Annotated in this window: 23 protein-coding genes; 19 read left to right on the top strand and 4 right to left on the bottom strand. The window is 58.1% G+C overall.

Going from position 1 to position 20,272, the window contains the following annotated elements:
• Positions 1-26 precede the first annotated feature (26 nt).
• Positions 27-1,055 carry a trans-3-hydroxy-L-proline dehydratase gene (locus tag E1180_RS12140; RefSeq protein WP_155191440.1) on the top strand — a complete coding sequence of 343 codons (1,029 nt, stop codon included), beginning with the start codon at positions 27-29 and terminating at the stop codon, positions 1,053-1,055.
• Here the strand turns inward: E1180_RS12140 and E1180_RS12135 are convergent, their stop codons facing one another.
• Complete coding sequence (locus tag E1180_RS12135) at positions 1,056-1,931, bottom strand: PPC domain-containing DNA-binding protein (RefSeq protein ID WP_208997105.1); 876 nt, start codon at positions 1,929-1,931, stop codon at positions 1,056-1,058.
• Positions 1,928-3,505 (bottom strand): acyl-CoA synthetase, encoded by a 1,578-nt coding sequence (locus tag E1180_RS12130; RefSeq protein WP_155191439.1) that lies wholly within the window; start codon positions 3,503-3,505, stop codon positions 1,928-1,930. The genes E1180_RS12135 and E1180_RS12130 overlap by 4 nt, the downstream gene beginning before the upstream one ends.
• A gap of 154 nt (positions 3,506-3,659) precedes the next feature.
• On the opposite strand from E1180_RS12130, the gene E1180_RS12125 reads away from it, so the two are divergent.
• Positions 3,660-4,469 (top strand): alpha/beta hydrolase, encoded by an 810-nt coding sequence (locus E1180_RS12125; protein WP_155191438.1) that lies wholly within the window; start codon positions 3,660-3,662, stop codon positions 4,467-4,469.
• Positions 4,470-4,503: 34 nt separating this feature from the next.
• Here the strand turns inward: E1180_RS12125 and E1180_RS12120 are convergent, their stop codons facing one another.
• Together E1180_RS12120 and E1180_RS12115 are read right to left on the bottom strand one after the other, a co-directional pair.
• Positions 4,504-4,875, bottom strand: coding sequence for a PilZ domain-containing protein (locus tag E1180_RS12120; RefSeq protein ID WP_208997104.1), 372 nt, complete (start codon positions 4,873-4,875; stop codon positions 4,504-4,506).
• Positions 4,876-4,879: 4 nt separating this feature from the next.
• On the bottom strand, positions 4,880-5,314 hold the full coding sequence (locus E1180_RS12115; RefSeq protein ID WP_155191437.1) for a hypothetical protein: 435 nt from the start codon (positions 5,312-5,314) through the stop codon (positions 4,880-4,882).
• A 394-nt stretch (positions 5,315-5,708) separates the two neighbouring features.
• On the opposite strand from E1180_RS12115, the gene flgB reads away from it, so the two are divergent.
• From flgB to E1180_RS12030, 17 genes are all read left to right on the top strand, one after another.
• Complete coding sequence (flgB, locus tag E1180_RS12110; RefSeq protein ID WP_155191436.1) at positions 5,709-6,089, top strand: flagellar basal body rod protein FlgB; 381 nt, start codon at positions 5,709-5,711, stop codon at positions 6,087-6,089.
• Between the two features lie 19 nt (positions 6,090-6,108).
• Complete coding sequence (gene flgC / locus E1180_RS12105; RefSeq protein WP_155191435.1) at positions 6,109-6,522, top strand: flagellar basal body rod protein FlgC; 414 nt, start codon at positions 6,109-6,111, stop codon at positions 6,520-6,522.
• 2 nt (positions 6,523-6,524) lie between these two features.
• Positions 6,525-6,860 (top strand): flagellar hook-basal body complex protein FliE, encoded by a 336-nt coding sequence (fliE, locus tag E1180_RS12100; RefSeq protein ID WP_155191434.1) that lies wholly within the window; start codon positions 6,525-6,527, stop codon positions 6,858-6,860.
• Between the two features lie 48 nt (positions 6,861-6,908).
• The gene (flgG, locus tag E1180_RS12095) at positions 6,909-7,697 is read left to right on the top strand and encodes a flagellar basal-body rod protein FlgG (protein ID WP_155191433.1); all 789 of its coding nucleotides are present in this window, start codon (positions 6,909-6,911) and stop codon (positions 7,695-7,697) included.
• 16 nt (positions 7,698-7,713) lie between these two features.
• Entirely contained in the window at positions 7,714-8,175 is a 462-nt protein-coding gene (flgA, locus tag E1180_RS12090) for a flagellar basal body P-ring formation chaperone FlgA (RefSeq protein ID WP_208997103.1), read from the top strand.
• 4 nt (positions 8,176-8,179) lie between these two features.
• Positions 8,180-9,280 carry a flagellar basal body P-ring protein FlgI gene (flgI, locus tag E1180_RS12085; RefSeq protein WP_155191432.1) on the top strand — a complete coding sequence of 367 codons (1,101 nt, stop codon included), beginning with the start codon at positions 8,180-8,182 and terminating at the stop codon, positions 9,278-9,280.
• A 137-nt stretch (positions 9,281-9,417) separates the two neighbouring features.
• Positions 9,418-9,969, top strand: a complete 552-nt coding sequence (locus E1180_RS12080) for a MotE family protein (protein WP_208997102.1) — start codon at positions 9,418-9,420, stop codon at positions 9,967-9,969.
• Positions 9,969-10,673 carry a flagellar basal body L-ring protein FlgH gene (gene flgH / locus E1180_RS12075; RefSeq protein WP_155191431.1) on the top strand — a complete coding sequence of 235 codons (705 nt, stop codon included), beginning with the start codon at positions 9,969-9,971 and terminating at the stop codon, positions 10,671-10,673. Before E1180_RS12080 ends, flgH begins: the two co-directional genes overlap by 1 nt.
• A gap of 27 nt (positions 10,674-10,700) precedes the next feature.
• A complete protein-coding gene (locus E1180_RS12070; RefSeq protein ID WP_155191430.1) occupies positions 10,701-11,201 on the top strand; it encodes a flagellar basal body-associated FliL family protein in 501 nt (166 codons plus the stop codon).
• Positions 11,198-11,941 carry a flagellar type III secretion system pore protein FliP gene (fliP, locus tag E1180_RS12065; protein WP_155191429.1) on the top strand — a complete coding sequence of 248 codons (744 nt, stop codon included), beginning with the start codon at positions 11,198-11,200 and terminating at the stop codon, positions 11,939-11,941. The genes E1180_RS12070 and fliP overlap by 4 nt, the downstream gene beginning before the upstream one ends.
• A gap of 361 nt (positions 11,942-12,302) precedes the next feature.
• A complete protein-coding gene (locus E1180_RS12060) occupies positions 12,303-13,208 on the top strand; it encodes a flagellin N-terminal helical domain-containing protein (protein ID WP_155191428.1) in 906 nt (301 codons plus the stop codon).
• A gap of 151 nt (positions 13,209-13,359) precedes the next feature.
• Positions 13,360-15,006, top strand: coding sequence for a flagellar basal-body MS-ring/collar protein FliF (gene fliF, locus E1180_RS12055; protein ID WP_155191427.1), 1,647 nt, complete (start codon positions 13,360-13,362; stop codon positions 15,004-15,006).
• Entirely contained in the window at positions 15,006-15,644 is a 639-nt protein-coding gene (locus E1180_RS12050) for a hypothetical protein (RefSeq protein WP_155191426.1), read from the top strand. Before fliF ends, E1180_RS12050 begins: the two co-directional genes overlap by 1 nt.
• The gene (locus E1180_RS12045; protein ID WP_208997101.1) at positions 15,641-17,089 is read left to right on the top strand and encodes a MotB family protein; all 1,449 of its coding nucleotides are present in this window, start codon (positions 15,641-15,643) and stop codon (positions 17,087-17,089) included. Before E1180_RS12050 ends, E1180_RS12045 begins: the two co-directional genes overlap by 4 nt.
• Positions 17,086-18,312 (top strand): chemotaxis protein, encoded by a 1,227-nt coding sequence (locus E1180_RS12040; RefSeq protein WP_155191425.1) that lies wholly within the window; start codon positions 17,086-17,088, stop codon positions 18,310-18,312. Before E1180_RS12045 ends, E1180_RS12040 begins: the two co-directional genes overlap by 4 nt.
• Positions 18,309-19,646, top strand: a complete 1,338-nt coding sequence (fliK, locus tag E1180_RS12035; protein ID WP_155191424.1) for a flagellar hook-length control protein FliK — start codon at positions 18,309-18,311, stop codon at positions 19,644-19,646. Before E1180_RS12040 ends, fliK begins: the two co-directional genes overlap by 4 nt.
• Positions 19,600-20,178, top strand: coding sequence for a transglycosylase SLT domain-containing protein (locus tag E1180_RS12030; protein ID WP_425280915.1), 579 nt, complete (start codon positions 19,600-19,602; stop codon positions 20,176-20,178). Before fliK ends, E1180_RS12030 begins: the two co-directional genes overlap by 47 nt.
• Positions 20,179-20,272: the final 94 nt, after the last annotated feature.

The raw sequence follows: 20,272 nt of genomic DNA, 5'->3' as shown, positions 1-20,272 counted from the left end.
AGTGGCGCCAAGCGTGTGAGGAGCAAATGCGCAGTACCAAGGTCATTCATGTTGTCTCCTGTCATGCCGAAGGCGAGGTCGGTGATGTTATCGTCGGCGGCGTTGCGCCGCCGCCCGGCGCAACGCTGTGGGAACAACGCACTCACATCGCGCGCGATAAAAGCGTGCGCAATTTTGTCCTGAACGAGCCGCGTGGCGGCGTTTTCCGGCATGTGAACCTCTTGGTTCCGCCCAAGCACCCGGACGCTGATGCCGCATTCATCATCATGGAACCGGAAGACACACCGCCCATGTCCGGCTCGAACTCGATTTGTGTGGCGACCGTGTTGCTGGACAGCGGCATTCTTCCCATGCACGAACCGGTCACGAACCTGGTCTTGGAAGCGCCGGGTGGTCTGGTGCGGGTGCGGGTGAACTGCCGCAATGGAAAAGCGGAGCGCGTGTTCGTTCAGAACCTGCCCAGCTTTGCCGACCGGCTCGATGTTCCTCTGGAAGTCGAGGGCATCGGGACCATCCGTGTCGATACGGCCTATGGCGGTGACAGTTTTGTGGTGGTGGATGCTGCGGCCCTGGGATTTGCGATTGAGACCAAAGAGGCAGCTGATCTTGCGCGCCTTGGCGTGCGCATAACGGATGCGGCGAATGAGCAGATCGGGTTCCGGCACCCGGTCAATACGGATTGGACACACATTTCCTTTTGTGCGTTTTGCGGTCCGATGACACGAACGGAGCAAGGATGGGCCGGTCGGTCGGCGGTCGCCATCCAACCAGGGAAAATTGACCGGTCTCCGACGGGCACAGCTGTGTCCGCGCGCATGGCGCTGATGGCGGCAAAAGGGCAGATGCAGGTTGGCGAAACCTTTGAGGCCGAATCCATCATTGGATCCCGCTTCACCGGCAGGATCGTTAGGACGGAAACTGTTGGCGATCAGCCGGCGATTGTTCCGGAGATTGGCGGGCGGGGCTGGGTAACCGGTACGCATCAGCACATGCTGGATCCGGACGACCCCTGGCCGGAAGGCTACAAGCTTGGCGATACCTGGGGCGTGCGGTGATCAAGGTATCTTTGTATCTGACACCAACAGCAGCTCATTCGTGATCAAAGTCGGTGCGTCACCGGCGGCAAGTGTTCCTTGAACATGTGTCCCGGTCAGATCGATGCCGCGGACGACCAGACGGTCAGTGTCATCAGTGACCCTGCACTGGCCGGGCCTCAGCAGGATTTCCGAAATAAGCCCCGTCATCGGTGGACCATCCAGAAACCGGGCGCCTGCGAGGCTGCCGAGCCCGGCGACATGGGCGGAGGGTACCACGAACGCGGAGCAGAGATGCCGGACACCTTCCGTGATGTCTTCAAACGGCGCCAGCGTCGTGATCAGCGCATTCGGGCTGGCCGGCAATGGATAGGTGCTGTCTTCTTTGACCCGGAACAGAGAGAACTCCGTTTCCGGATCGGGAGCAACCTCGAAGCGCGCCCCTTTGAGACCGTATCCGCTGCCTTCAAACGGTGCATCCAGCATTAGAGTCTCGGGCAGCAAATGCCCGAAGCACTGTGAAGTGGCATTTGTCCAATAGGCGTGAAGATGGGCAAACCAACTGCCATCCTTCCACCCGATAATGGCCACGGCTTCTTTTAGACGTGCGCCGTCACATTGGTGGATGTCGCTGTACCAGGCAGCATGGCGGTCATCTACCGGGCAATCCGGCATGACATAGGAAAAGGCGCCGAGGACCGTCTCGGAGAGGTCCAGCACTGCAGATGTGTATTCATGGGTTTCCGCCCATGTTCCAATTTCTTGTAGTAGCGGTTGCTTGCCCGGAAGAGCGATCTTGCAGGATGTTGCATGACAGAGTGCGAAAGGTGTCCGGTTGTCAGCCCTTGGTCCGGGATGGCGGATCTGCTCCAGGTTTTGCGGCGCTGGACGTCTCATAGAAGCCCTTTGGCCTCTAGCGTTTCGCGAACCAGCTTCTTGGTGATCTTGCCATAGGCACTGGTCGGCATTTCGTCGATAAAGAGATACCGCGCGGGCATCTTGTAGCGGGACACCTTGCCGGACAGAAAGTCCGACAACTCGGCCGCATCCGCAGTTTCGCCAGTGGCCGGGACACAGACGGCCAATCCAACTTCGCCCCATTGCGGGTCCGGAATGCCGATAATGGCGACTTCTGAGACGGCCGGATGGGTCAAAAGAACCTCTTCCACTTCCTTCGGATACACATTTGATCCGCCGGAGATATACATGTCCGAGGCACGCCCTGTGAGATAGAGAAACCGCTCTTCATCCATGTGGCCGATATCGCCGGTCCGGAACCAGCCGTTGCGGAAGGATTTGGCATTGGCGTCTTCATCGTCCAGATAACCGGAACACACCGCCGACCCGATCACGCAGACCTCGCCGGTTTCATGCGGGGGCAAGATCGTTCCATCATCGTCCTGAATGGACACCTCGATCCCGGTCCGCTCCGTGCCGCAAGTGCCCACTTTGGCGGCCGGTCCATCTTCAACCGAGTGATCACAGGCCCTGTGAACCGTTATGTTCCCGGTGACTTCGCCAAGCCCGTAATACTGGACCAGCACCGGTCCCAGTTTTTGGAGCGCCAGCTTCTGATCTTCCCGGTACATCGGTGCGCCGGCGTAGATCACATGACGCAGGCTGGAATGATCGAACCTGTCGGCCGAAGGGTCTTCGACAAGCCTTTTTACGATCGTTGGCACTGTGAAGAGGTTGCTCACCTTGTATTTCTCGAACAGACGGAAGGCTTCTGCCGGTGAAAATCCGCCGTCCGGCATCAGGACGTGGGCGGCCCCGCAGGACAGCTGGGCGATCAGCTGCAGTCCGGCGCCATGCGACAAAGGCGCAATCACCAGCGACGCATCTTGCTCACTGGTTCCAGGCAGCAGGTCGTTCATGTAGTTGACGGCGACAAACCCGATCTGGCCGTGGGTGAGCACCACAGCTTTCGGCCGGCCGGTCGACCCGGAGGTGAAAAACAGCCAGCAAGGATCGGTATGATCGACCGGAGCATTGGCAACACTGCGCCCCATATGCCTGCGGATCAGGTCTTCGTAGGATGTGCCGAAAGCACTTTCGCCAATCGTGACGATCCCGGACATGTCCGGGCGGGCCGCTCTGACCGCCGCTGCCTGATCGGCAAAGGCGCTGTCGCAGACAAGGATCTCCGCGTTGGCCTTTTCCGACGCATATGCTGTTTCGCCGGGGGCTTGGCGGAAATTGCAGGGCACCCAGACTGCCCCCAAACGGAACGCAGCCAGCATGACTTCGATCATCTGGTTGGAATTTTGCGCCTGAACAAGCACCCGGTCTCCCTTGCCGATGCCAAAATCAGCTGCCAGCGCGTTGGCAAATGCCGATACGCGTTCATCCAGGTCTTTCCAGGACCATGTCGCATCGCCCCAATGGATGGCCGGCCTTTGTGGCCAGCGGGCCGCATTCTTCGTCAGAAAATGCGCCAGATTGGCGACGCGGTTTGATCGGCGCTGCATGGTGATGCGGTTTCCTTACCCGTGACTTGTTTTGCCAAAAGGTAGGACGGCAGGCTCTGATTTGACAAGGCAATTACGCGGCAACGGGGATCTCCCAATCGCCTGCAAATCATGCCAATGTCCGCGCCATGTCAAACAACAAAAGGGATGGAAAATGAACGCGCCTGCGATCACAGACTGGGATGATGCCTATGCCAACGCGGACCACATAGAAGGCGCGGATGCCTTTGTCGCAACATGGCCGAAAGAAGCAGAGGCGTTCCGTACCAGCTGGATCAAGAAAGACCTCGACATCCACTATGGGCCGAGTGACCGCCAGCGTCTTGACATGTTCCATCCTGAGCAGCGCCCGAAGGGTTTGGTCGTGTTTGTGCATGGCGGCTATTGGCTGCGGTTTGGCAAATCCGATTGGTCGCACTTTGCTACTGGAGCGCTGGGCAAAGGCTGGTCGGTCTGTCTTCCAGGATATGATCTGGCGCCCCAAGTCAGGATTTCCGATATCACCTGTCAGATCGGCGCGGCCATTCAAAAGGCTGCGGAAAGGGTGGAGGGGCCCATTCACCTTGCTGGCCATTCAGCGGGCGGCCATCTGGTGACACGGATGATTTGCGAGGGGTCACCGCTTTCAGACGAGATCCGGAGCCGGATTGAAGCGGTTGTTTCCATCAGCGGACTGCACGATCTGCGGCCGCTTTTGAACACGAAGATGAATGACGCGTTCGCAATGAGCGAATCGGATGCGATTGCAGAGAGCCCGGCGCTTTTAAGACCTTCCCATGACTGCCGGGTTGTTGCCTGGGTGGGCAGCGATGAGCGGCCGGAATTCCTGCGCCAATCGCAAGTGCTTGCGAAGGCTTGGCCCACGGTTGCGTTTCACAAAGAGGCCGGAAAGCATCATTTCAACGTCATTGATGGGCTCAAGGACCCCAGCAGCGAGCTTATGGCCGCGCTGATCGGCGACTAAACATGTCCAATGAGAGCGCCTTCAGACCGGCGCTTTAATCGTCCATTGCATAAAGGCGCTGGGCAAGACGCTGAAGGCCCGTATTGCTGAAGTGGCGGATGTTCGCGGGCGGGACCACGAATTGAACGCCGGCATCCAGCTCCTTGCGCCAGCACAGTTCGACTTCCGAAACGTTGCGATGAACTACATCGAATACGTAGAACTCGTTCGGCAGGTCGGTATCTTGGTTTAACAGGATTCGAAGCCCGCCATCAGAAATGTCCCGGATGGAGCAGTCGCAGATGAACTCGTTGTTAAGGTTGGCAAGTTTCGCCGGACGCAAGCGTGTGCGCTGGCGGGGATGGATGCGCCTTTGAACGGCCTGGGTGAACTCGGTTTGCTTTGATTTGATAAATGAAAACATCATGTCCTCATTGGTTTGGCCTTGGCGGCGCAAGTTGCAGCGGCGGCATTGCCGGTGCCGTATGGCGGTCAAATGCCCGGCCCGGCATATGGCTCGGATCTCCCAGCGTTGACGGGCGGTGGGTGACCGGTGACTGCTCCTGTCGGCAGAGCCGGTAAGCCATGTCGTACAAGCCGCGCCAGCCTGCGGGATAACTGCCGAGATCATCTAAAACAGATAGGGCACCGCCTGCGATTGCGCCACGCCGGGCGCCGCTTTCCCCGGCCCATGCGCCCCCGGCAACGGCACCGCGCATGGCATTGTCGACCATGGGCAGATCCGTTGGATCCGGATCTATGTGCTGGTTCGCATAAGCTGTTGCATAGGCTGCGCAATCGATGGGCTGAGCGGACGCGCTGCTTGCATGAAAAAGCGCGGCGCCCGAAATCAAGCAAAATGCCATAGCGCGGGACCACCGTATTGATGAGGCCAGGCCAGGATCTGTTTCCGCGTGCGTGCGGTTTGATAGAGAACTCGTACGCAGCGGCTGTTTCATTCCGGTCTCCGGTGAGGCTCGTCTTGATCAAAGACGCGGGAGCAGCCGGAACCAGGCCGGCGGCACGTCGATTAATGAATGCACTGTGAAGGTTGTGTGGACCTTGCGTCGTCCAGATCAGGGGGGGGGAATCGGACCGGGTTTGCCGCCGAAAGCGGATCGATTGTGCAGTGATCGCGCATGCTAGGGCGCCTTTTATAAAGCGCCCAATGCTCCCAACGTCCGGCCTCGATCCTGAACAGCCTCGGACAAGCTTGGACCACTAGAAAGTTGGGCGACCCTAGCTGACAGGAGGTTTTCGATGGAACCTGTGTTCCTGAACAAACTTGTATCGAGTAACAACGAATGGCTCTCTGTGCGCCAGGCGGCAATCGCTGAAAACATCGCGAACTCCAACACGCCTGCTTTCCGCGCAAAAGATGTCGAGCCGTTTGTTTCGGTCATCAGCAAGACCAATTTGGCCATGACCGCTACCCATGGCTCTCACCTTGGCCAGCAGACTGAAGTTGCCAGGCAATCCGAGGTCGAAAAGTCCGACAGCTGGACCGTGACCCATTCCGGCAACTCCGTCAGCCTTGAGCAGGAACTTGTGAAATCCGGCGAGGTCGCCCGCGATCATGCTCTGAACGCGAGCATCATCAAGTCGTTCCACAAGATGTACTTGGCCTCCGTCAAACCGTGACAATAAGGGAAACCGTCCCATGGATCCGTTAGCAGCAACCCTCAAGATTTCGGCCTCAGGCCTTCAGGCCCAGTCCGAACGGCTGCGCGTCGTGTCGGAAAACCTCGCCAACGCGCGGTCCACCGGTGAAGCCGCCGGAGATGACCCCTACAAGCGCAAGACCATCACCTTTGAAAGCGAGTTCAGCCGGGCCCATCAGGCCAACCTAGTGTCCGTAAAGGGGATCGGCGAGGACAAGGCGGCGTTCACAGTCGAATACGATCCAGGGCATCCGGCCGCCGATGTTGATGGCTATGTGAAGATGCCGAACGTCAACACGCTCATCGAACTGGCGGATATGCGCGAGACCAATCGTTCCTACGAAGCCAACCTAAAAGTCATGACGCAGGCCCGCGAGATGGTCATGCGCAACATCGATCTTCTGAGGCAGTAATCATGATCAACGAGATTTCGGCGCTGTCTGCGTCTTCGACCGATGGGATTTTGAAATCCACTTCCACCACCCGTTACTCGGCCGGAACCCCGGACCTGAACGGGACAGAGGCGGCGGCGCAAGTCAGCTTTTCCGATGCGATGGCGGAAGTATCACAAAGTGCGATCGACCGGATCAAGCAGGGTGAAGCAACATCAATCGCTGGTGTCGATGGACAAGCATCCGTCCAGCAGGTGGTTGAGGCGGTGATGTCTGCGGAACAGACGCTTCAGACCGCGATTGCCATCCGCGACAAGGTGGTGACCGCTTATCAGGAAATCAGCCGGATGACGATCTAGGCCCCTTGCCCGATCTGATTTCACGCCCGGACCAATCAGGAGACCGAGATGAAAGCCCTAGCTATCGCCGCGACCGGCATGAGCGCCCAGCAGCTGAATGTTGAAGTCGTTGCTAACAACATCGCAAACATGAACACCACGTCCTTTAAGCGGGCGCAGGCCGAATTCTCGGACCTTCTTTATCAGGCCGAAAGGCTGCAGGGTGTCCCGAACCGGGGCGGCGAAGACCCGGTTCCGGAAGGCGCCCAACTCGGTCTCGGTGTCCGCACCGCCGGCATTCGCAAGCTTCATGTCCAGGGCCCGCTGAACAACACCGGCAACCAGTTTGACGTGGCACTTGATGGACGCGGCTGGTTTGAAATCACCGGACCGGACGGGGATACGCTTTACACACGGGCGGGCTCCTTCAACAAGAACGCGGACGGACGCCTGGTGACCATCGACGGATATGCGGTTGAACCGGCCATTATCGTTCCGGACGAGACGATTGAAATCGTCATCAACGAATCCGGCGAAGTCTATGCCAAGGTTGATGGCGAGTTGGAACCCCGTGATCTTGGCCAGCTGACGCTCGCGAATTTCGCAAATGACGTGGGTCTTGAGGCCGTTGGCGGCAATTTGTTCCGCGAAACACCGGCTTCTGGTGTTCCGGTCGCGGGTGTGCCGGGCGACCCCGGTTTCGGCATAGTCCGCCAGGGATATCTGGAGACATCCAACGTTGATCCGGTGAAGGAAATCACCGCCCTGATCTCTGCCCAGCGCGGCTATGAGATGAACTCCAAGGTGATGAAAGCCGCCGATGAAATGGCCGGTACGGTCACGAACGGTATCCGGTAACAGTTGGGGGCGTGAGATGATGGCCTGGTTGCCAAAAGCATTATTCGTTGCGACAGCCCTTCTGCTTGGGGCGCAGCCTGTCAAAGCGGCAAGCATCAATCTTCCCGTCCCCAAGCAGACGATCCATCCCGGTGATGAAATCGATCATCGGGACCTTGTGGACCGCCGGTTTCCAAGCCGCACCGCGACCCAATTCGCCGTCGTGACAGATCGCGGCCAAATCACGGGAATGGTGGCCAAGCGCACTTTGCTGCCGGGGCAACCGGTGCCCCTGAATGCGGTCGACAAACCGATGCTCGTGAAGAGGGGAGAGCCTGCGCGCCTCGTCTTCCAAGAGCAGGGTCTGATCATCATCATGCAGGTCGAGGCTCTGCAGAATGGCGGCGCCGGCAGTTTCGTCCGTGTGCGCAACATAGACAGCGGTTTGGTTGTTTCAGGCCGGGTTCAAAATGACGGTTCGATCCGTGTGGAGAATTGATTTTATGACCCGGTTACTTGTCTGTTTTCTTGTGTTGCTGATGGCAACGCCCACCTCGGCAATGGTCCGGATCAAGGATATTGCAAGCTTGCAGGGCGTGCGCGACAATCAGCTGGTCGGGTACGGTCTGGTGATCGGCTTGAAAGGCTCCGGTGACACGATGCGGAACTCGCCGTTCACCGAGCAATCCCTGACATCCATGCTGGACAGCCTCGGGGTGAATGTGCGCGATACGCGCCTGCGAACCCGGAACGTTGCAGCCGTTGTCGTGACCGCCGAGATGCCGTCCTTTATCGGCAAGGGGTCAACGATTGACGTGAGCGTATCGTCTCTTGGAGATGCCACATCCCTTGCGGGGGGAACGCTGGTTGCAACCCCGCTCTTGGGGGCCGACGGGCAGATATACGCTGTGGCTCAGGGGCCGGTTGCCGTCTCTGGTTTCGCTGAACTCGGCCAGGCAGAAAGCCTCACGCAGGGCATTCCAACGGTTGGCCGGATCGCAAATGGCGGCTTGATTGAGCGCGACCTGCCGGCGCGGTTCTCGCAGATACCGGATCTTGTTCTTGAACTGTCCAACCCGGACTTCAAGACGGCCATCCGCATTACAGATGCCATCAACATCTACACACGCGAGCGCTACGGCGTGAAGGTTGCGCAGGAGCGTGACTACCGGACGGTTGATTTGACGCCGCCGAAAGACCTAAGCATCACCCGTTTTATCGCGGAGATCGAATCCATAAGGGTCCGGCCGGATCAGACCGCGCGGGTAGTCATTGACGAACGTACGGGTACAGTCGTCATCGGCAAGGATGTCCAAATCTCAACGGTTGCGATCACGCATGGCAATCTGACGGTGCGGATCACCGAGGCACCTGAAGTGTCTCAGCCGTCTCCGTTCTCTCAAAACGGTGAAACCGTCGTTGTTCCGCGCACCTATGTCGATGCCCAGGAGACTGGTGGTCAGCTCGCGGTGGTCGGCGGTACGGATCTGCCGACGCTCGTGAGGGGCCTTAACAGGATCGGTCTCCGCCCCACCGGGATCATTGCGATCCTCCAAGCCATCAAGACAGCCGGTGCCTTGCAGGCAGAGCTCGTGGTTCAGTAAGGCAAATTCGGTCCATTCCAATTGAAAGCGCCGCAGGATCTGCGGCGCTTTTTCCGTTCGTGCCGTCTCCAACAGCCTCACGCAAGCTCGATCAGCGATTGTCCTTTCAAACAGGTCAACGAAAGGGATGGCACGCAATGCCCATGTCTTTGCAGCAGAGCTGCGCCGCAGGCATTTTTGCGATGGCAGTTTCTGCATTTTTCGCTTTTGAGGCGTCGGCCCAAACACCGCCGGTTCGCCCGAAGCCGGTCATGACGACCGCGATTACTCCGGATGCGGAGCTGCCTCCCCGTGACAGCGAACTCTATTGCAAGAACATCGCGGAAGCGGCGTCCGAGGCCCGGATCGAGTGGCAGACGTGGAAGCTGATCAGCCTTGAAGCACGTTTGCGGTCGCGGATTTCAGAATTGCAGCGCAAGGAAAAAGAATTCGAAAAGTGGGTAGAGCGCCGCGAGAAACTTCTCAACGAAGTGGAAGATCAAGTGGTCACGATCATCGGACGCATGCGGCCTGAAGCCGCCGCAGCGCAGCTGTCGACCACCGATGAGGAAGCGGCGGTTGGTGTTCTGCTCAAACTGAAAGCGCGGATTGCCAGTGCCATTCTCGATGAAATGGAACCGGCGCGCGCCGCCCAATTGACACAATCCATGATGGGCCTGACCGGGCCGGTCGAACAGCGGAGTTTTTAATGCGTGCTTTTGTCGTTTCCCTGGGCGCGCTCGTCCTGGCCGGCTGCGCCAACCAGTTCGAAGATCTTGGTAAAGCGCCTGAGATGTCTCCGGTCGGGTACGGACTTGCGTCCAATCAGACCGCTGTTTATCCGCTCAGCACGTTCGCTCCTGGCGGCGTGAAGGATTACAACTCGCTCTGGATGTCCGGCCGCGAGAATTTCTTCTCCGACCCGCGCGCCAGAAAGATCGGTGATGTGCTGACCGTCACCATCCAGATCGATGATGAAGCGACGCTGGATAATTCTTCAGATCGGCGGCGGACATCCGATATCGGTATCGGCGGATCCTTCAGCGGCGGCATCGACGGGGACACAACCTCCGGCGACGCAGATCTCGGCCTGGATTCTGGCTCAGCATCTGCGGGCTCGGGATCCATCGACCGGTCGGAAGAGATCCGGCTCTCGATTGCAGCTGTCGTCACCGATCGTCTTCCAAACGGAAATCTCGTTGTTTCCGGTTCGCAGGAAGTGCGCGTCAATTACGAAATGCGGATCCTCCAGATCGCCGGCATCGTACGGCCACGCGACATTCAGGCGAACAACACGATCCCATACGACAAGATCGCGGAAGCCAGAATTTCCTATGGGGGCCGCGGCCGTATCTCCGAAGTTCAGCAGCCTGGCTGGGGCCAGCAGATCTTCGACATCGTGACACCCTACTGACGGCGGCAGGGACAAAGAAGGCAAGCTATGTCCAATATCGTTGAAGTGCATACCCGCGAGAGTGCTCCGCCAACCCGGAACAACGGGTTCTTCGGGGCCTTGCTGCTGATTGGCTTGATCGGTGCAGGCACCGGCGCGGGCCTTGCAAAGTACATCATGGATTTCACCGAAGCCGAGATGCATGGCCGCTTACGCCAGCAGCAGGAATTCACGAACACGCTTCCCTTTGCACCGTCCACACGGTTGCAGAGCCTGGAGCCAATCGTGACGAACCTGTCATCGCCCAAGGAAACCTGGATACGGGTTCAGGCATCCATCCTGTTTGACACGGAAGTGGATGAGGGAACGGCGGTCTTGAAGAAGAAGATCGAAGACGACTTCATGAGCTACATGCGGACATTGACCCTTGCCCATCTGGAGGGCGGCATCGGCTTGCAGCACCTTCGCGAGGATCTGACGGAACGGGCCAAGACCCGCACCAACGGAAAGGTCCATGAGGTAATTCTGGAGTCGGTCGTTATCCAATGATCCGTGCGCTTCTTACTTTCTTAGCACTGGTGCTGCTGACCGGTACGGCTGCAGCCCAGGTTCCGGATCTGACCGAGCTTTTGCCAGCAGGCGAGGGCAGTGCCAGCGGCCGGATTATCCAGATGATCATGCTGCTGACGGTGCTGTCACTGGCACCTGGCATCTTGATCATGACAACCAGTTTCATCCGGTTCGTGATTGCGTTTTCGTTCTTGCGGTCCGGTATCGGTTTGCAAACAACGCCGGGCAACCTGATCCTGATCTCACTGGCGCTGTTCATGACCTTCTACGTCATGGCACCGACATTCGACAAAGCATGGCAGGATGGTATCCAGCCTCTGATGAATAACGAGATCACGGAAGAGCAGGCCTATGAGCGGATTACGGAACCATTCCGCGAGTTCATGCTGAGCCAGGTTCGTGAAAAGGATCTCGTGCTGTTCGATGATCTGGCGGCTGGGCGTGTGACGACGGCCGAAGCGGAGGCTCCTGAAGAAGTGGAGCTCAGGGTGCTGATCCCCGCTTTCATGATCTCTGAACTCAGGCGTGGGTTTGAGATCGGTTTTTTGATCGCGCTGCCATTTCTCGTGATCGATATGATCGTGGCCACCATCACAATGTCCATGGGCATGATGATGCTGCCGCCAACGGTGATCTCACTTCCCTTCAAGGCACTGTTCTTTGTCTTGATAGATGGCTGGAACCTTCTTGTCGGGAGCCTGGTGCGTTCGTTTTTCTGACGACGTGCGGTAACCGGTCGAATAGTTTGGAGGAGCGGCGCCACAGGCGCCGCTTTTTTGTTATCCAGGCGGAAAAAACCGGCTGCGGGTGGATCTTGGAAGACCGCGGAAACTTCAGTTTCTCGCGGTTCTTTTTCGGAAAAGATCGAATAATATCAATGCACTAAAGGTAAATGGGTTTGAGATTCAATTTTAATGAATTCCCGTAAGCTTCGCGCAAGGTTTGTGATCTACCTTTCAAATCACACGACGGGTTGAGCCCAACCACAAATGGTTCAAAGGCATGACGCTGCCCCGCCGTCCCGGTGAAAATCCGGAATGTCCCATCATCACATCACTAAAGATTTGAAAGGGACATACTATGTCTAGCTTGATGACTAACGCCGCCGCAATGACTGCCTTGCAGACCCTGCGGAGCACCAACAACGCTCTTGCTGAAACGCAGGACCGTATTTCCACTGGCTACCGCGTTGGTGGTGCAGAGGACAACGCTGCATACTGGTCAATCGCAACAACCATGCGTTCTGACAACATGGCTCTGGGCGCTGTTGAAGACGCTCTTGGCCTTGGTGCGGCAACCATCGACGTCATGTACACCTCGATGGAGTCCACTGTAGACACGGTCAACCAGATCAAAGCGAAACTGACCGCTGCTCGCCAGCCCGGCGTTGACAAAGGTCAGATCCAGACTGAAATCGCGCGTCTTCAGGAAAACCTGCTTTCCATCGCTGAATCTGCTAACTTCAACGGTGAAAACTGGCTTGCTCATGACGGTTCCGTCACCAACAAGTCTGTCGTAAGCTCGTTCATCCGTGACACTGCGGGTGCGATCTCCATCCAGACCACTGACATCAACATCAACACCACTCAGCTGTTCGACGCGACTGGCACTGGTACCGGCGGTATCCTGGGTAACGCCCAGACCAACGGTAACACTGTCTTCGCACTCGACATCAGCGCGTTGACCGACTCTGCTGCGGACATCACCACGCTGGAAGGTATGATTGCTGACGTTGACGAGGCTCTTGTGGAAATCACAGACTCCGCGACTGTTCTGGGTTCGGTCAAGAAGCGTGTTGATACGCAGTCTGACTTTGTGTCTGGCCTGCGGGATGCCATCGACCGCGGTATCGGTCAGTTGGTTGACGCTGACATGAACAAAGAGTCCACCCGCCTTCAGGCTCTGCAGACACAGCAGCAGCTCGGCATTCAGGCTCTGTCCATCGCGAACCAGGGTTCTCAGAACATTCTGTCCCTGTTCCGTTAATCCAACCGGATTACTGGATGAGAGGACCGCGCCCTCCGGGGCGCGGTCTTTTTCTTTTTTGCCCCGCGAAGGCGCTCCAATAACAGGCTCGCGCAAGCTCCAAATCCGATAGTGGCCCGAAGAAATCGTTACGTGCATGAAGGGGTTATGCATGCCGGGCCGTGAACACGCCGAAAAACTCTGGGCAAATCTGATGGAATTGGGCGTCCGACGTTTGGTCGCGCTCGCCTTGATCGGACTCGCCACAATTGCAACCGTTGGCGCGGGGGCCTTTTATCTCAGCCGTCCTGAGCAGACCGCGCTCTACACCGGACTGACCGGAGAAGACGTCACCCGTATCGGGTCCGCGCTCCGCGATGCCGGAATTCAGTTCGACATCAATGCGGACGGCACGGCGGTCATGGTCAACCATGCCCAAACCGCGCGGGCGCGTATGCTGCTTGCCGAAAAAGGCCTGCCGCGCGGTGCAAACTCCGGTTACGAATTGTTCGATGACTTGGGGTCGCTGGGTCTCACGTCCTTCATGCAGGAAGTCACCCGTGTAAGGGCTCTGGAGGGTGAGCTTGCGCGCACCATCCAACTGATGAAGGGGATCCGGGCCGCGCGTGTTCATATCGTGTTGCCTGAGAAGGGTTCCTTCAGACGGGATCAACAGCCGCCGTCTGCGTCGGTTGTGATCCGGTCGGATGTTCCAGATGATATCCGGACGGCTGATGCCATCCGCCATCTCGTTGCAGCCGGCGTGCCGGGCATGGACGCGAGCAAGGTTACGGTTCTGGATACGTCCGGCGGCATTCTTGCGGCCGGGGAAGATCCGACAAAAGCCGCGGCCGGCCAAATGGCGTCGCTCGAAACGGCTGTCAGTAACCGGATCCAAGAAAACATCCGTAAGACCCTGACCCCATATCTCGGTCTCGAGAACTTCCAGGTAAGCGTCGCTGCCGATCTGAACACTGACCGGAAGATGATTGCCGAGACGATCTTCGATCCGGATTCACGGATCGAACGGTCGGTCCGCACCATTCGTGAAAACGAAAATGCCCAGAACTCCAGCAACGCGGCGCCGACGACCGTGGAGCAGAACCTGCCCGAAGAAGACGTTCAGGCGGGTGAGGGCGAGCGGTCATCTGAAGAAAATGAACGCCGTGAGGAAACCGTAAACTACGAGATTTCATCCACGCGGATCGAAACATCGCAAGACGGCTACCGTGTCGAGCGATTGTCCATTGCCGTTCTCGTCGACAAGAGCCGCCTGGCAGCCTCCTTGGGCGGTGAACCCACACAGGCACAGATCGATGAACAGCTGGAAGAAATCCAGGCTCTTGTCGCATCGTCGGCGGGTGTGGAAGAGGGCCGCGGTGACAACGTAAAGGTCTCAGTTGTCGACTTTGTCGATGGTGGCCGCGACCTTTCCCCGATCCCGCCGATCAGCGTCACCGAATACTTGTTGCGTCAATCCGGCAATATCATCAATGCCCTGGCTATCCTGATCGTGTCCATGCTGGTGATCTGGTTCGGTCTGCGTCCCGCGGTTGCCGCACTGGTGCCGCAAGTGACCAATCAGCAGGCAGAGATGGCTGAACTCGGCATGCTGCCGGAGGGCGCCGATGTGCCTGTGGAGCCGGCCGAGGGGGAACAGGCATTCCTGATCCCGCCGGACCACTCCGACATGCTCCAGGACCTCAACAGCAAGCGCAATCAGTCTGCGCTGCGGAAGCTGGAATCCCTGCTGGAATTCAACGAAGCGCAATCTGCCGCAATCCTGCGCCAGTGGCTGTATGAATCGGAGCGCGTGTAATGGCGATGTCAGCTGCGAACCATATCCCGGTCCTGTCCGTTCCAAAGTTCAAGTCGATGGGAGCCTATGACGCGGCTCTTGTGGATGTGATTGAGCCTATCGAAGAACCTCATCATGAGCCGAGCGAGGAAGAGCTGAGGCAGGCCGAGTATGACCGCGGTCTGGCGGAGGGTATTGCAAACACCAAAGCCCATTACGAAGCCTTGTTGCAGCAGGAACGGGAAACGAATGAAAAGCTGCTGGAGGACGAACGTCTTCGCTTTGACATGCGGGAATCGGCCAATGTGAGCGCTGCGATCGAAGGGTGTTTGAACGTTATCGAACACCGGGTGTCCTACTCGCTGGCCAAGATCCTGACCCCGTTTTTGGAAGACCGGATCACCCAGCAGCTTGTCGCGGCCTTTGCCGACAATCTTCGTCAGCTTGCTGAAGATGCGGACGGTAAACTCATCCGTTTGCGCGGGCCGGAAAGCCTGGTGAACCAGGTGCTGGAGCTCCTTCCGACCATGAGGGACCGGATTGAAACGCAGATCGCCGACCAGGTTGAGCTGAAGGCATTGCTGGACGAAACCACCATTGAAACCCGGCTGCAGCAATGGCTTGGCCAATTGGAAACCCTTCAGAAGGACACTGAATGATGCTGGATGGCGTTCCAAATGAAATCGTAATTGTCCGCCGCAAGAACAGCTGGGAAGACACGGATCAGACACATGGTGTCTGGAAAATCGCTTATGCGGATTTTATGACCGCGCTAATGGCGTTTTTTCTGGTCATGTGGCTGATCAACGTGACCGATGACAGCGTCCGGCGCGGGGTTGCGCAGTACTTCAATCCGGTCAAGCTGGCCTCGACGGCACCGAACCGGAAGGGGTTGAACGACCCCCAGATCAACGGCGATACCAACGAAAACGGCACCAAACTCTTCACTGGCAAGCTAGGTGGCTCCGAAGAGCCGGTCGATCAGGATGCGAACTTTGGCGATGGGCACGAAAGCGGTCACAGAGCACAGGAAGTTCAGGAAACGCCGCAAACAGGCGGCGTCAATGATGCCGGCCAGTTCACGCAGATCCATTCAGAATCTATCCTGTTCTCAGACCCCTATGCGGTTCTTGACACGCTTTCTGAGAAAATCCGCGTGGTGGCCTCGACACAGGACAATCCAACCGGTATCGGCACGGGCCTGCAAAAGCATGAGGGATCGCAAGGCGGGCAGGCTTACCGGGATCCGTTTGATCCGCTCTACTGGCAGTTCCGTCCTGGGCGCGGCGTGGACGGTTCGGAAACGGTTTCGGCCGGATTGCCGGATGCCGGTGCTGACCCGGTCGATGAGTCTGGCCGTGGACCGAGCGACGTTGATCTTGCCGGGGAAAACGCCTGGGGAGCTCCGTTTGACACCCCGGCGTCCCAGGACGATGGCTCCAGCCTGAGTGCCGCCAATGGCACCGGCGACCGGACAAACAGCGGGGCCGGGCCAACGGACTATGCCTATATGGACTCAGGCTCCACCGAGGAGGAACTGGAGGCCGACGAAGCCATTATCGCTCATGTGTCCGGCTCTCTGGCAGCGGGCGCTGAGGCAACCGGTGAGGACGGCGCGGCAGCTCCGAGCCAGGCAGAAATGCTTGTTGCCCGGCTCCAAGAGGTTCTTGAGGCCGCCGACGGTACAGCGCTAGAGCAGACTGCAAGCCAGATAACGATCACCCGCGAAGGTGAAGGCGCTCTCATTAGCCTCACTGATGATCAAAGCTTTGGAATGTTCGCAATCGGGTCCGCAGAACCGCGGCCGGAACTCGTCAAACTTCTGGAGAACATTGCTGCGATCGTTGCGGATGCGCCTGGCCGGATTGTGATCAAGGGCCACACGGATGCGCGCCCGTTCAAGAGCACGACCTATGACAATTGGCGGCTGTCGACGGCGCGCGCACATATGGCACTTTACATGCTGAACCGGGGCGGTGTGCCGAAAGAACGGTTTGACCGGGTCGAGGGCTATGCCGACCGCGATCTCAAGATCCCGGCTGATCCATATGCAGCTCCGAACAGACGGGTCGAGATCTACCTGTTGGAAGGAGAAGGCGAATGATCCGGATCCTTAGCGGCTCGTTTGTCCGGTCAGCGTTTGTGGCCCTTGCCGCATTGACGGTAATCAGCACCGGCGCCTTTGCTCAGTCCAGCGCCGGGGTTCCGTCAAGCCAGCTTCCTTATGCGCAGGTCCGCGCCCTGCAGACGCTTCAGGAGCAGGTCGCGCAGGGAAACACGCATGCCATGAAAGCCCAGCGGCAGCTGCTGGGTGAAATGGATGAAAACTTCGCCGCGCTTTCCGCAGACGTCTGGCAGGACCCGCGGAATGCGCGTGCAGCGGTCATCCATCTGCTCAGCGGCGGTCATCCGAAAGTCGTCCGGCAGCTCTTGACCATTGACCCGGCTCCCGCAATCGACCGCGCGCTGATGGAAGCGGCCGTTGCCTATGTCGAGGGGCGGGAGGAGGATATGCGTATCCTCCTGGAGGATATTGACCCGCTCGACCTGCCGGCGAGCCTTGGTGGGCATGTGGCGCTTGTGAAAGCCGTTCCCTATGTGCGGACGGATCCAGCCAAAGCCATGAGACTGCTGCAAGTGGCCAGCCTGTTGATGCCGGGTACGCTCGTTGAGGAGGCAGCCTTAAGGCGGGAAGTGTTTGTCGCTGGCATGATGGGCGATGTCGAACGGTTCCGGGTCTTGAGCATCCGCTATCTGCGCCGTTTCAGATCTTCAAGCTATTCCGGGGATTTCCGCAGACGTTTTGCCATTGCCCTCGATACGCTCGGTTTTGTTCAAAGCGAAGACAAGTTTGCTCTGTTGAATGGTGTGCTGCACGAATTCGATGCCGATTCACGACGGGGACTATACTTGCGGCTCGCGCGCTCAGCGCTTCTTGGCGGCAACCTGGTTGTTGCCCGCAAGGCAACCGAGGAAGCCAAGGCGCTGTCCGTTGAGGGCACGAAAGAGCACGATCTCCTGAAGATCTACCGGGTTGCCACCCGGCTGGATCCGGAGGCGATGCAGGCGAACCGCGATCTTTTGTGGTCCATCGACCCGGCGTCGTTGTCGCCGGAGGACCGTGACTTCCTGGACGGGGTTTATACGGTTTTCAATTCTGTCCGTCATTTTCCCGGGCCCCCGCCAGGTGTGATCGGAGAGTTCAATACTGCAATCAACATGGCGGATCCGCCGGAGCGTGACTGGCTGACTGATGACATGGAATTGGCGGAGCGCCTCTTGCGCCGCACAGAAAAATCATTGTCGCTGCTGGGAGAAGAAGAATGACCATGCCCTCACAAACCATGGTGCGCAGCACCGCTGCCAGCGGCAAGATGGTTGAAGGGACCGGCGGCGGAAAGACCCCGGACAGCACGCAGGATGTTGCTGCAAAATTTCAGTCAATGCTCCAGGGAATACGGGGCGGCGAGACGTCAGGTCCGCAAGCCTCTCAAAAGCAGGCCGGTTCCGAAAATGCAGCCGGTGATGAGGCGGACGAGACGGCGAAAGACGGCAAGGGCACAGGCAACGGCCAGGCTGGAGCAGCGCGCGGCAGCGACGGCGATCCGGCACGCTATGCGACGGCCAATCTTGCCGACGCCTTGAAAAAGGCGTCTCAGAACGCGCTCGCAAAACCGTCGGATACCGGCGGGCAGTCTATCCCTGAGGCGCAAGATGGTCAGACGCCGTCCGACCCGGTGCGCAGCGGCGCAGTTCCAGGCGCGATCAATTTGACACTGCAAACGGCAATGGCCGCGATCCCGGGTGGCACGCCCACACATCGCGGCGCTTCTGCACAGGGACAGCCGCAGGCCTGGACCCTTGCGCAAGCGCAGCAAGCTGCACAGTCATCCAGTCTTGAGATGCCCGGTCAGGCTGGAAACGAGGGGGCCGGGAAGGTGGGGACGTCGTCCCTTTTTGCCCAGTTCGGAGTTGAGCCAGAGACCGTTCAGGGATCCGGCACAGGGCATTCGCCCAGAACCATGCTGCCTGAAGATGCACAGGGCACGGTGAAAGTCTTGCGGCAGGAAACCCATTTTGCGCCCAACATGCGCCTGTCACCGGTGCAGCAGGTTGGAGAGCAGATCACCGCGGCCTTGAAAGAGATTCAAGGGTCAGCGTCCCGGTTTGACACTGTCCTAGCCACAAAGGCTGAGGGACCTGTGCTGAAGACGCTCGACATACAACTTACACCGCATGAACTTGGCACCGTGAAAGTGTCGCTGCGCATGGTTGGCGACGATGTCCAGGTGTCCCTTGTTGCGAGCAAGGCGCAAACTGCCGAGCTCCTGAAACAGGACCGGCAATTGCTCGATCAGATGCTGCGCTCAACTGGCATGAAGGCGGACACGATCACGATCCAGGCCGGGGATGACCGAAGCACGATTGTTCAAGCCAGCACACAGCCCGGCAACAGTTCGGCTCAAAACCAGACCAGCTCGAACTCCAACGGCCAGTTGGATGCGCAGCAGCAGAACTCGAATGGGAGCGGATCCGGCCGCGGTGAAGGCAATCAGGGCGATGGAGCGCCCGATCAGTCGTTCCAATCCAGCGACATGACGAAAGGACAAGGAAATGAGGAAGCTCCTGGCATCCGCCTGTCTGATGGCATCTATCTTTAGTTTGCCGTTGATTTCTTCCCCGTCCGCGCATGCGGAAACCCAGAATGTGTGTGAACGGGAGATGGTTGCGGCAGCTCATAAGTACCGGGTACCGCTCGGTGTGCTTTACGCCGTTGGATTGACCGAGACGGGCCGCCGTAATTCGCTCTACCCCTATGCGTTGAACATCGAGGGAAAATCGGTGTTTGCGCCGAGCCGGCAGGCTGCAAAGAACGACTTTGAAGACGCCCGGCGGAGCGGGAAGAAGCTGATCGACATCGGCTGCATGCAGATCAATCATTACTATCATGGGGATCAGTTCCGGTCTGTGGACCACATGCTCGAGCCACGGGCAAATGTCCAATACGCGGCGCGGTTCCTGCGGGAACTGAAGGCCCGTCAAGGGTCGTGGACCATGGCGGTCGCCAGATATCACGCAGGCCCGAACAATGATCCGGCACAAAAACGATATGTTTGTACTGTGATACGGAACATGGTTGCTTCAGGTTTTGGGAACTGGACCTCAAACGCCAAGAATTTCTGTAGCGCCTAATCGAAGACTGCTGGCGAAGTTTTTCGCCAGCAGTAAAATTTTCTTTTTTCGATAAATATTTAGTAAAATAAGTAATTGAAATGAAAGAAGAAAT

Source organism: Roseibium denhamense, assembly GCF_009711415.1.
Lineage (GTDB): Bacteria > Pseudomonadota > Alphaproteobacteria > Rhizobiales > Stappiaceae > Roseibium > Roseibium denhamense.
Note: the sequence above shows the minus strand (reverse complement) of the source record. Positions and strands in the feature narration are given on the sequence as shown.

Bases quoted from the DNA above. Each gene is read 5' to 3' on its own strand.
- fliP (WP_155191429.1), top strand. From the start codon at position 11,198: ATGATCCGTGCGCTTCTTACTTTCTTAGCACTGGTGCTGCTGACCGGT.
- fliE (WP_155191434.1), top strand. From the start codon at position 6,525: ATGATCAACGAGATTTCGGCGCTGTCTGCGTCTTCGACCGATGGGATT.
- E1180_RS12060 (WP_155191428.1), top strand. From the start codon at position 12,303: ATGTCTAGCTTGATGACTAACGCCGCCGCAATGACTGCCTTGCAGACC.
- E1180_RS12040 (WP_155191425.1), top strand. From the start codon at position 17,086: ATGATCCGGATCCTTAGCGGCTCGTTTGTCCGGTCAGCGTTTGTGGCC.
- fliF (WP_155191427.1), top strand. From the start codon at position 13,360: ATGCCGGGCCGTGAACACGCCGAAAAACTCTGGGCAAATCTGATGGAA.
- flgB (WP_155191436.1), top strand. From the start codon at position 5,709: ATGGAACCTGTGTTCCTGAACAAACTTGTATCGAGTAACAACGAATGG.
- E1180_RS12030 (WP_425280915.1), top strand. From the start codon at position 19,600: ATGAGGAAGCTCCTGGCATCCGCCTGTCTGATGGCATCTATCTTTAGT.
- flgA (WP_208997103.1), top strand. From the start codon at position 7,714: ATGATGGCCTGGTTGCCAAAAGCATTATTCGTTGCGACAGCCCTTCTG.
- E1180_RS12115 (WP_155191437.1), bottom strand. From the start codon at position 5,314: ATGGCATTTTGCTTGATTTCGGGCGCCGCGCTTTTTCATGCAAGCAGC.
- E1180_RS12135 (WP_208997105.1), bottom strand. From the start codon at position 1,931: ATGAGACGTCCAGCGCCGCAAAACCTGGAGCAGATCCGCCATCCCGGA.
- flgI (WP_155191432.1), top strand. From the start codon at position 8,180: ATGACCCGGTTACTTGTCTGTTTTCTTGTGTTGCTGATGGCAACGCCC.
- flgH (WP_155191431.1), top strand. From the start codon at position 9,969: ATGCGTGCTTTTGTCGTTTCCCTGGGCGCGCTCGTCCTGGCCGGCTGC.
- E1180_RS12045 (WP_208997101.1), top strand. From the start codon at position 15,641: ATGATGCTGGATGGCGTTCCAAATGAAATCGTAATTGTCCGCCGCAAG.
- E1180_RS12130 (WP_155191439.1), bottom strand. From the start codon at position 3,505: ATGCAGCGCCGATCAAACCGCGTCGCCAATCTGGCGCATTTTCTGACG.
- E1180_RS12050 (WP_155191426.1), top strand. From the start codon at position 15,006: ATGGCGATGTCAGCTGCGAACCATATCCCGGTCCTGTCCGTTCCAAAG.
- E1180_RS12120 (WP_208997104.1), bottom strand. From the start codon at position 4,875: ATGATGTTTTCATTTATCAAATCAAAGCAAACCGAGTTCACCCAGGCC.
- E1180_RS12070 (WP_155191430.1), top strand. From the start codon at position 10,701: ATGTCCAATATCGTTGAAGTGCATACCCGCGAGAGTGCTCCGCCAACC.
- E1180_RS12080 (WP_208997102.1), top strand. From the start codon at position 9,418: ATGCCCATGTCTTTGCAGCAGAGCTGCGCCGCAGGCATTTTTGCGATG.
- flgG (WP_155191433.1), top strand. From the start codon at position 6,909: ATGAAAGCCCTAGCTATCGCCGCGACCGGCATGAGCGCCCAGCAGCTG.
- flgC (WP_155191435.1), top strand. From the start codon at position 6,109: ATGGATCCGTTAGCAGCAACCCTCAAGATTTCGGCCTCAGGCCTTCAG.
- E1180_RS12140 (WP_155191440.1), top strand. From the start codon at position 27: ATGCGCAGTACCAAGGTCATTCATGTTGTCTCCTGTCATGCCGAAGGC.
- fliK (WP_155191424.1), top strand. From the start codon at position 18,309: ATGACCATGCCCTCACAAACCATGGTGCGCAGCACCGCTGCCAGCGGC.
- E1180_RS12125 (WP_155191438.1), top strand. From the start codon at position 3,660: ATGAACGCGCCTGCGATCACAGACTGGGATGATGCCTATGCCAACGCG.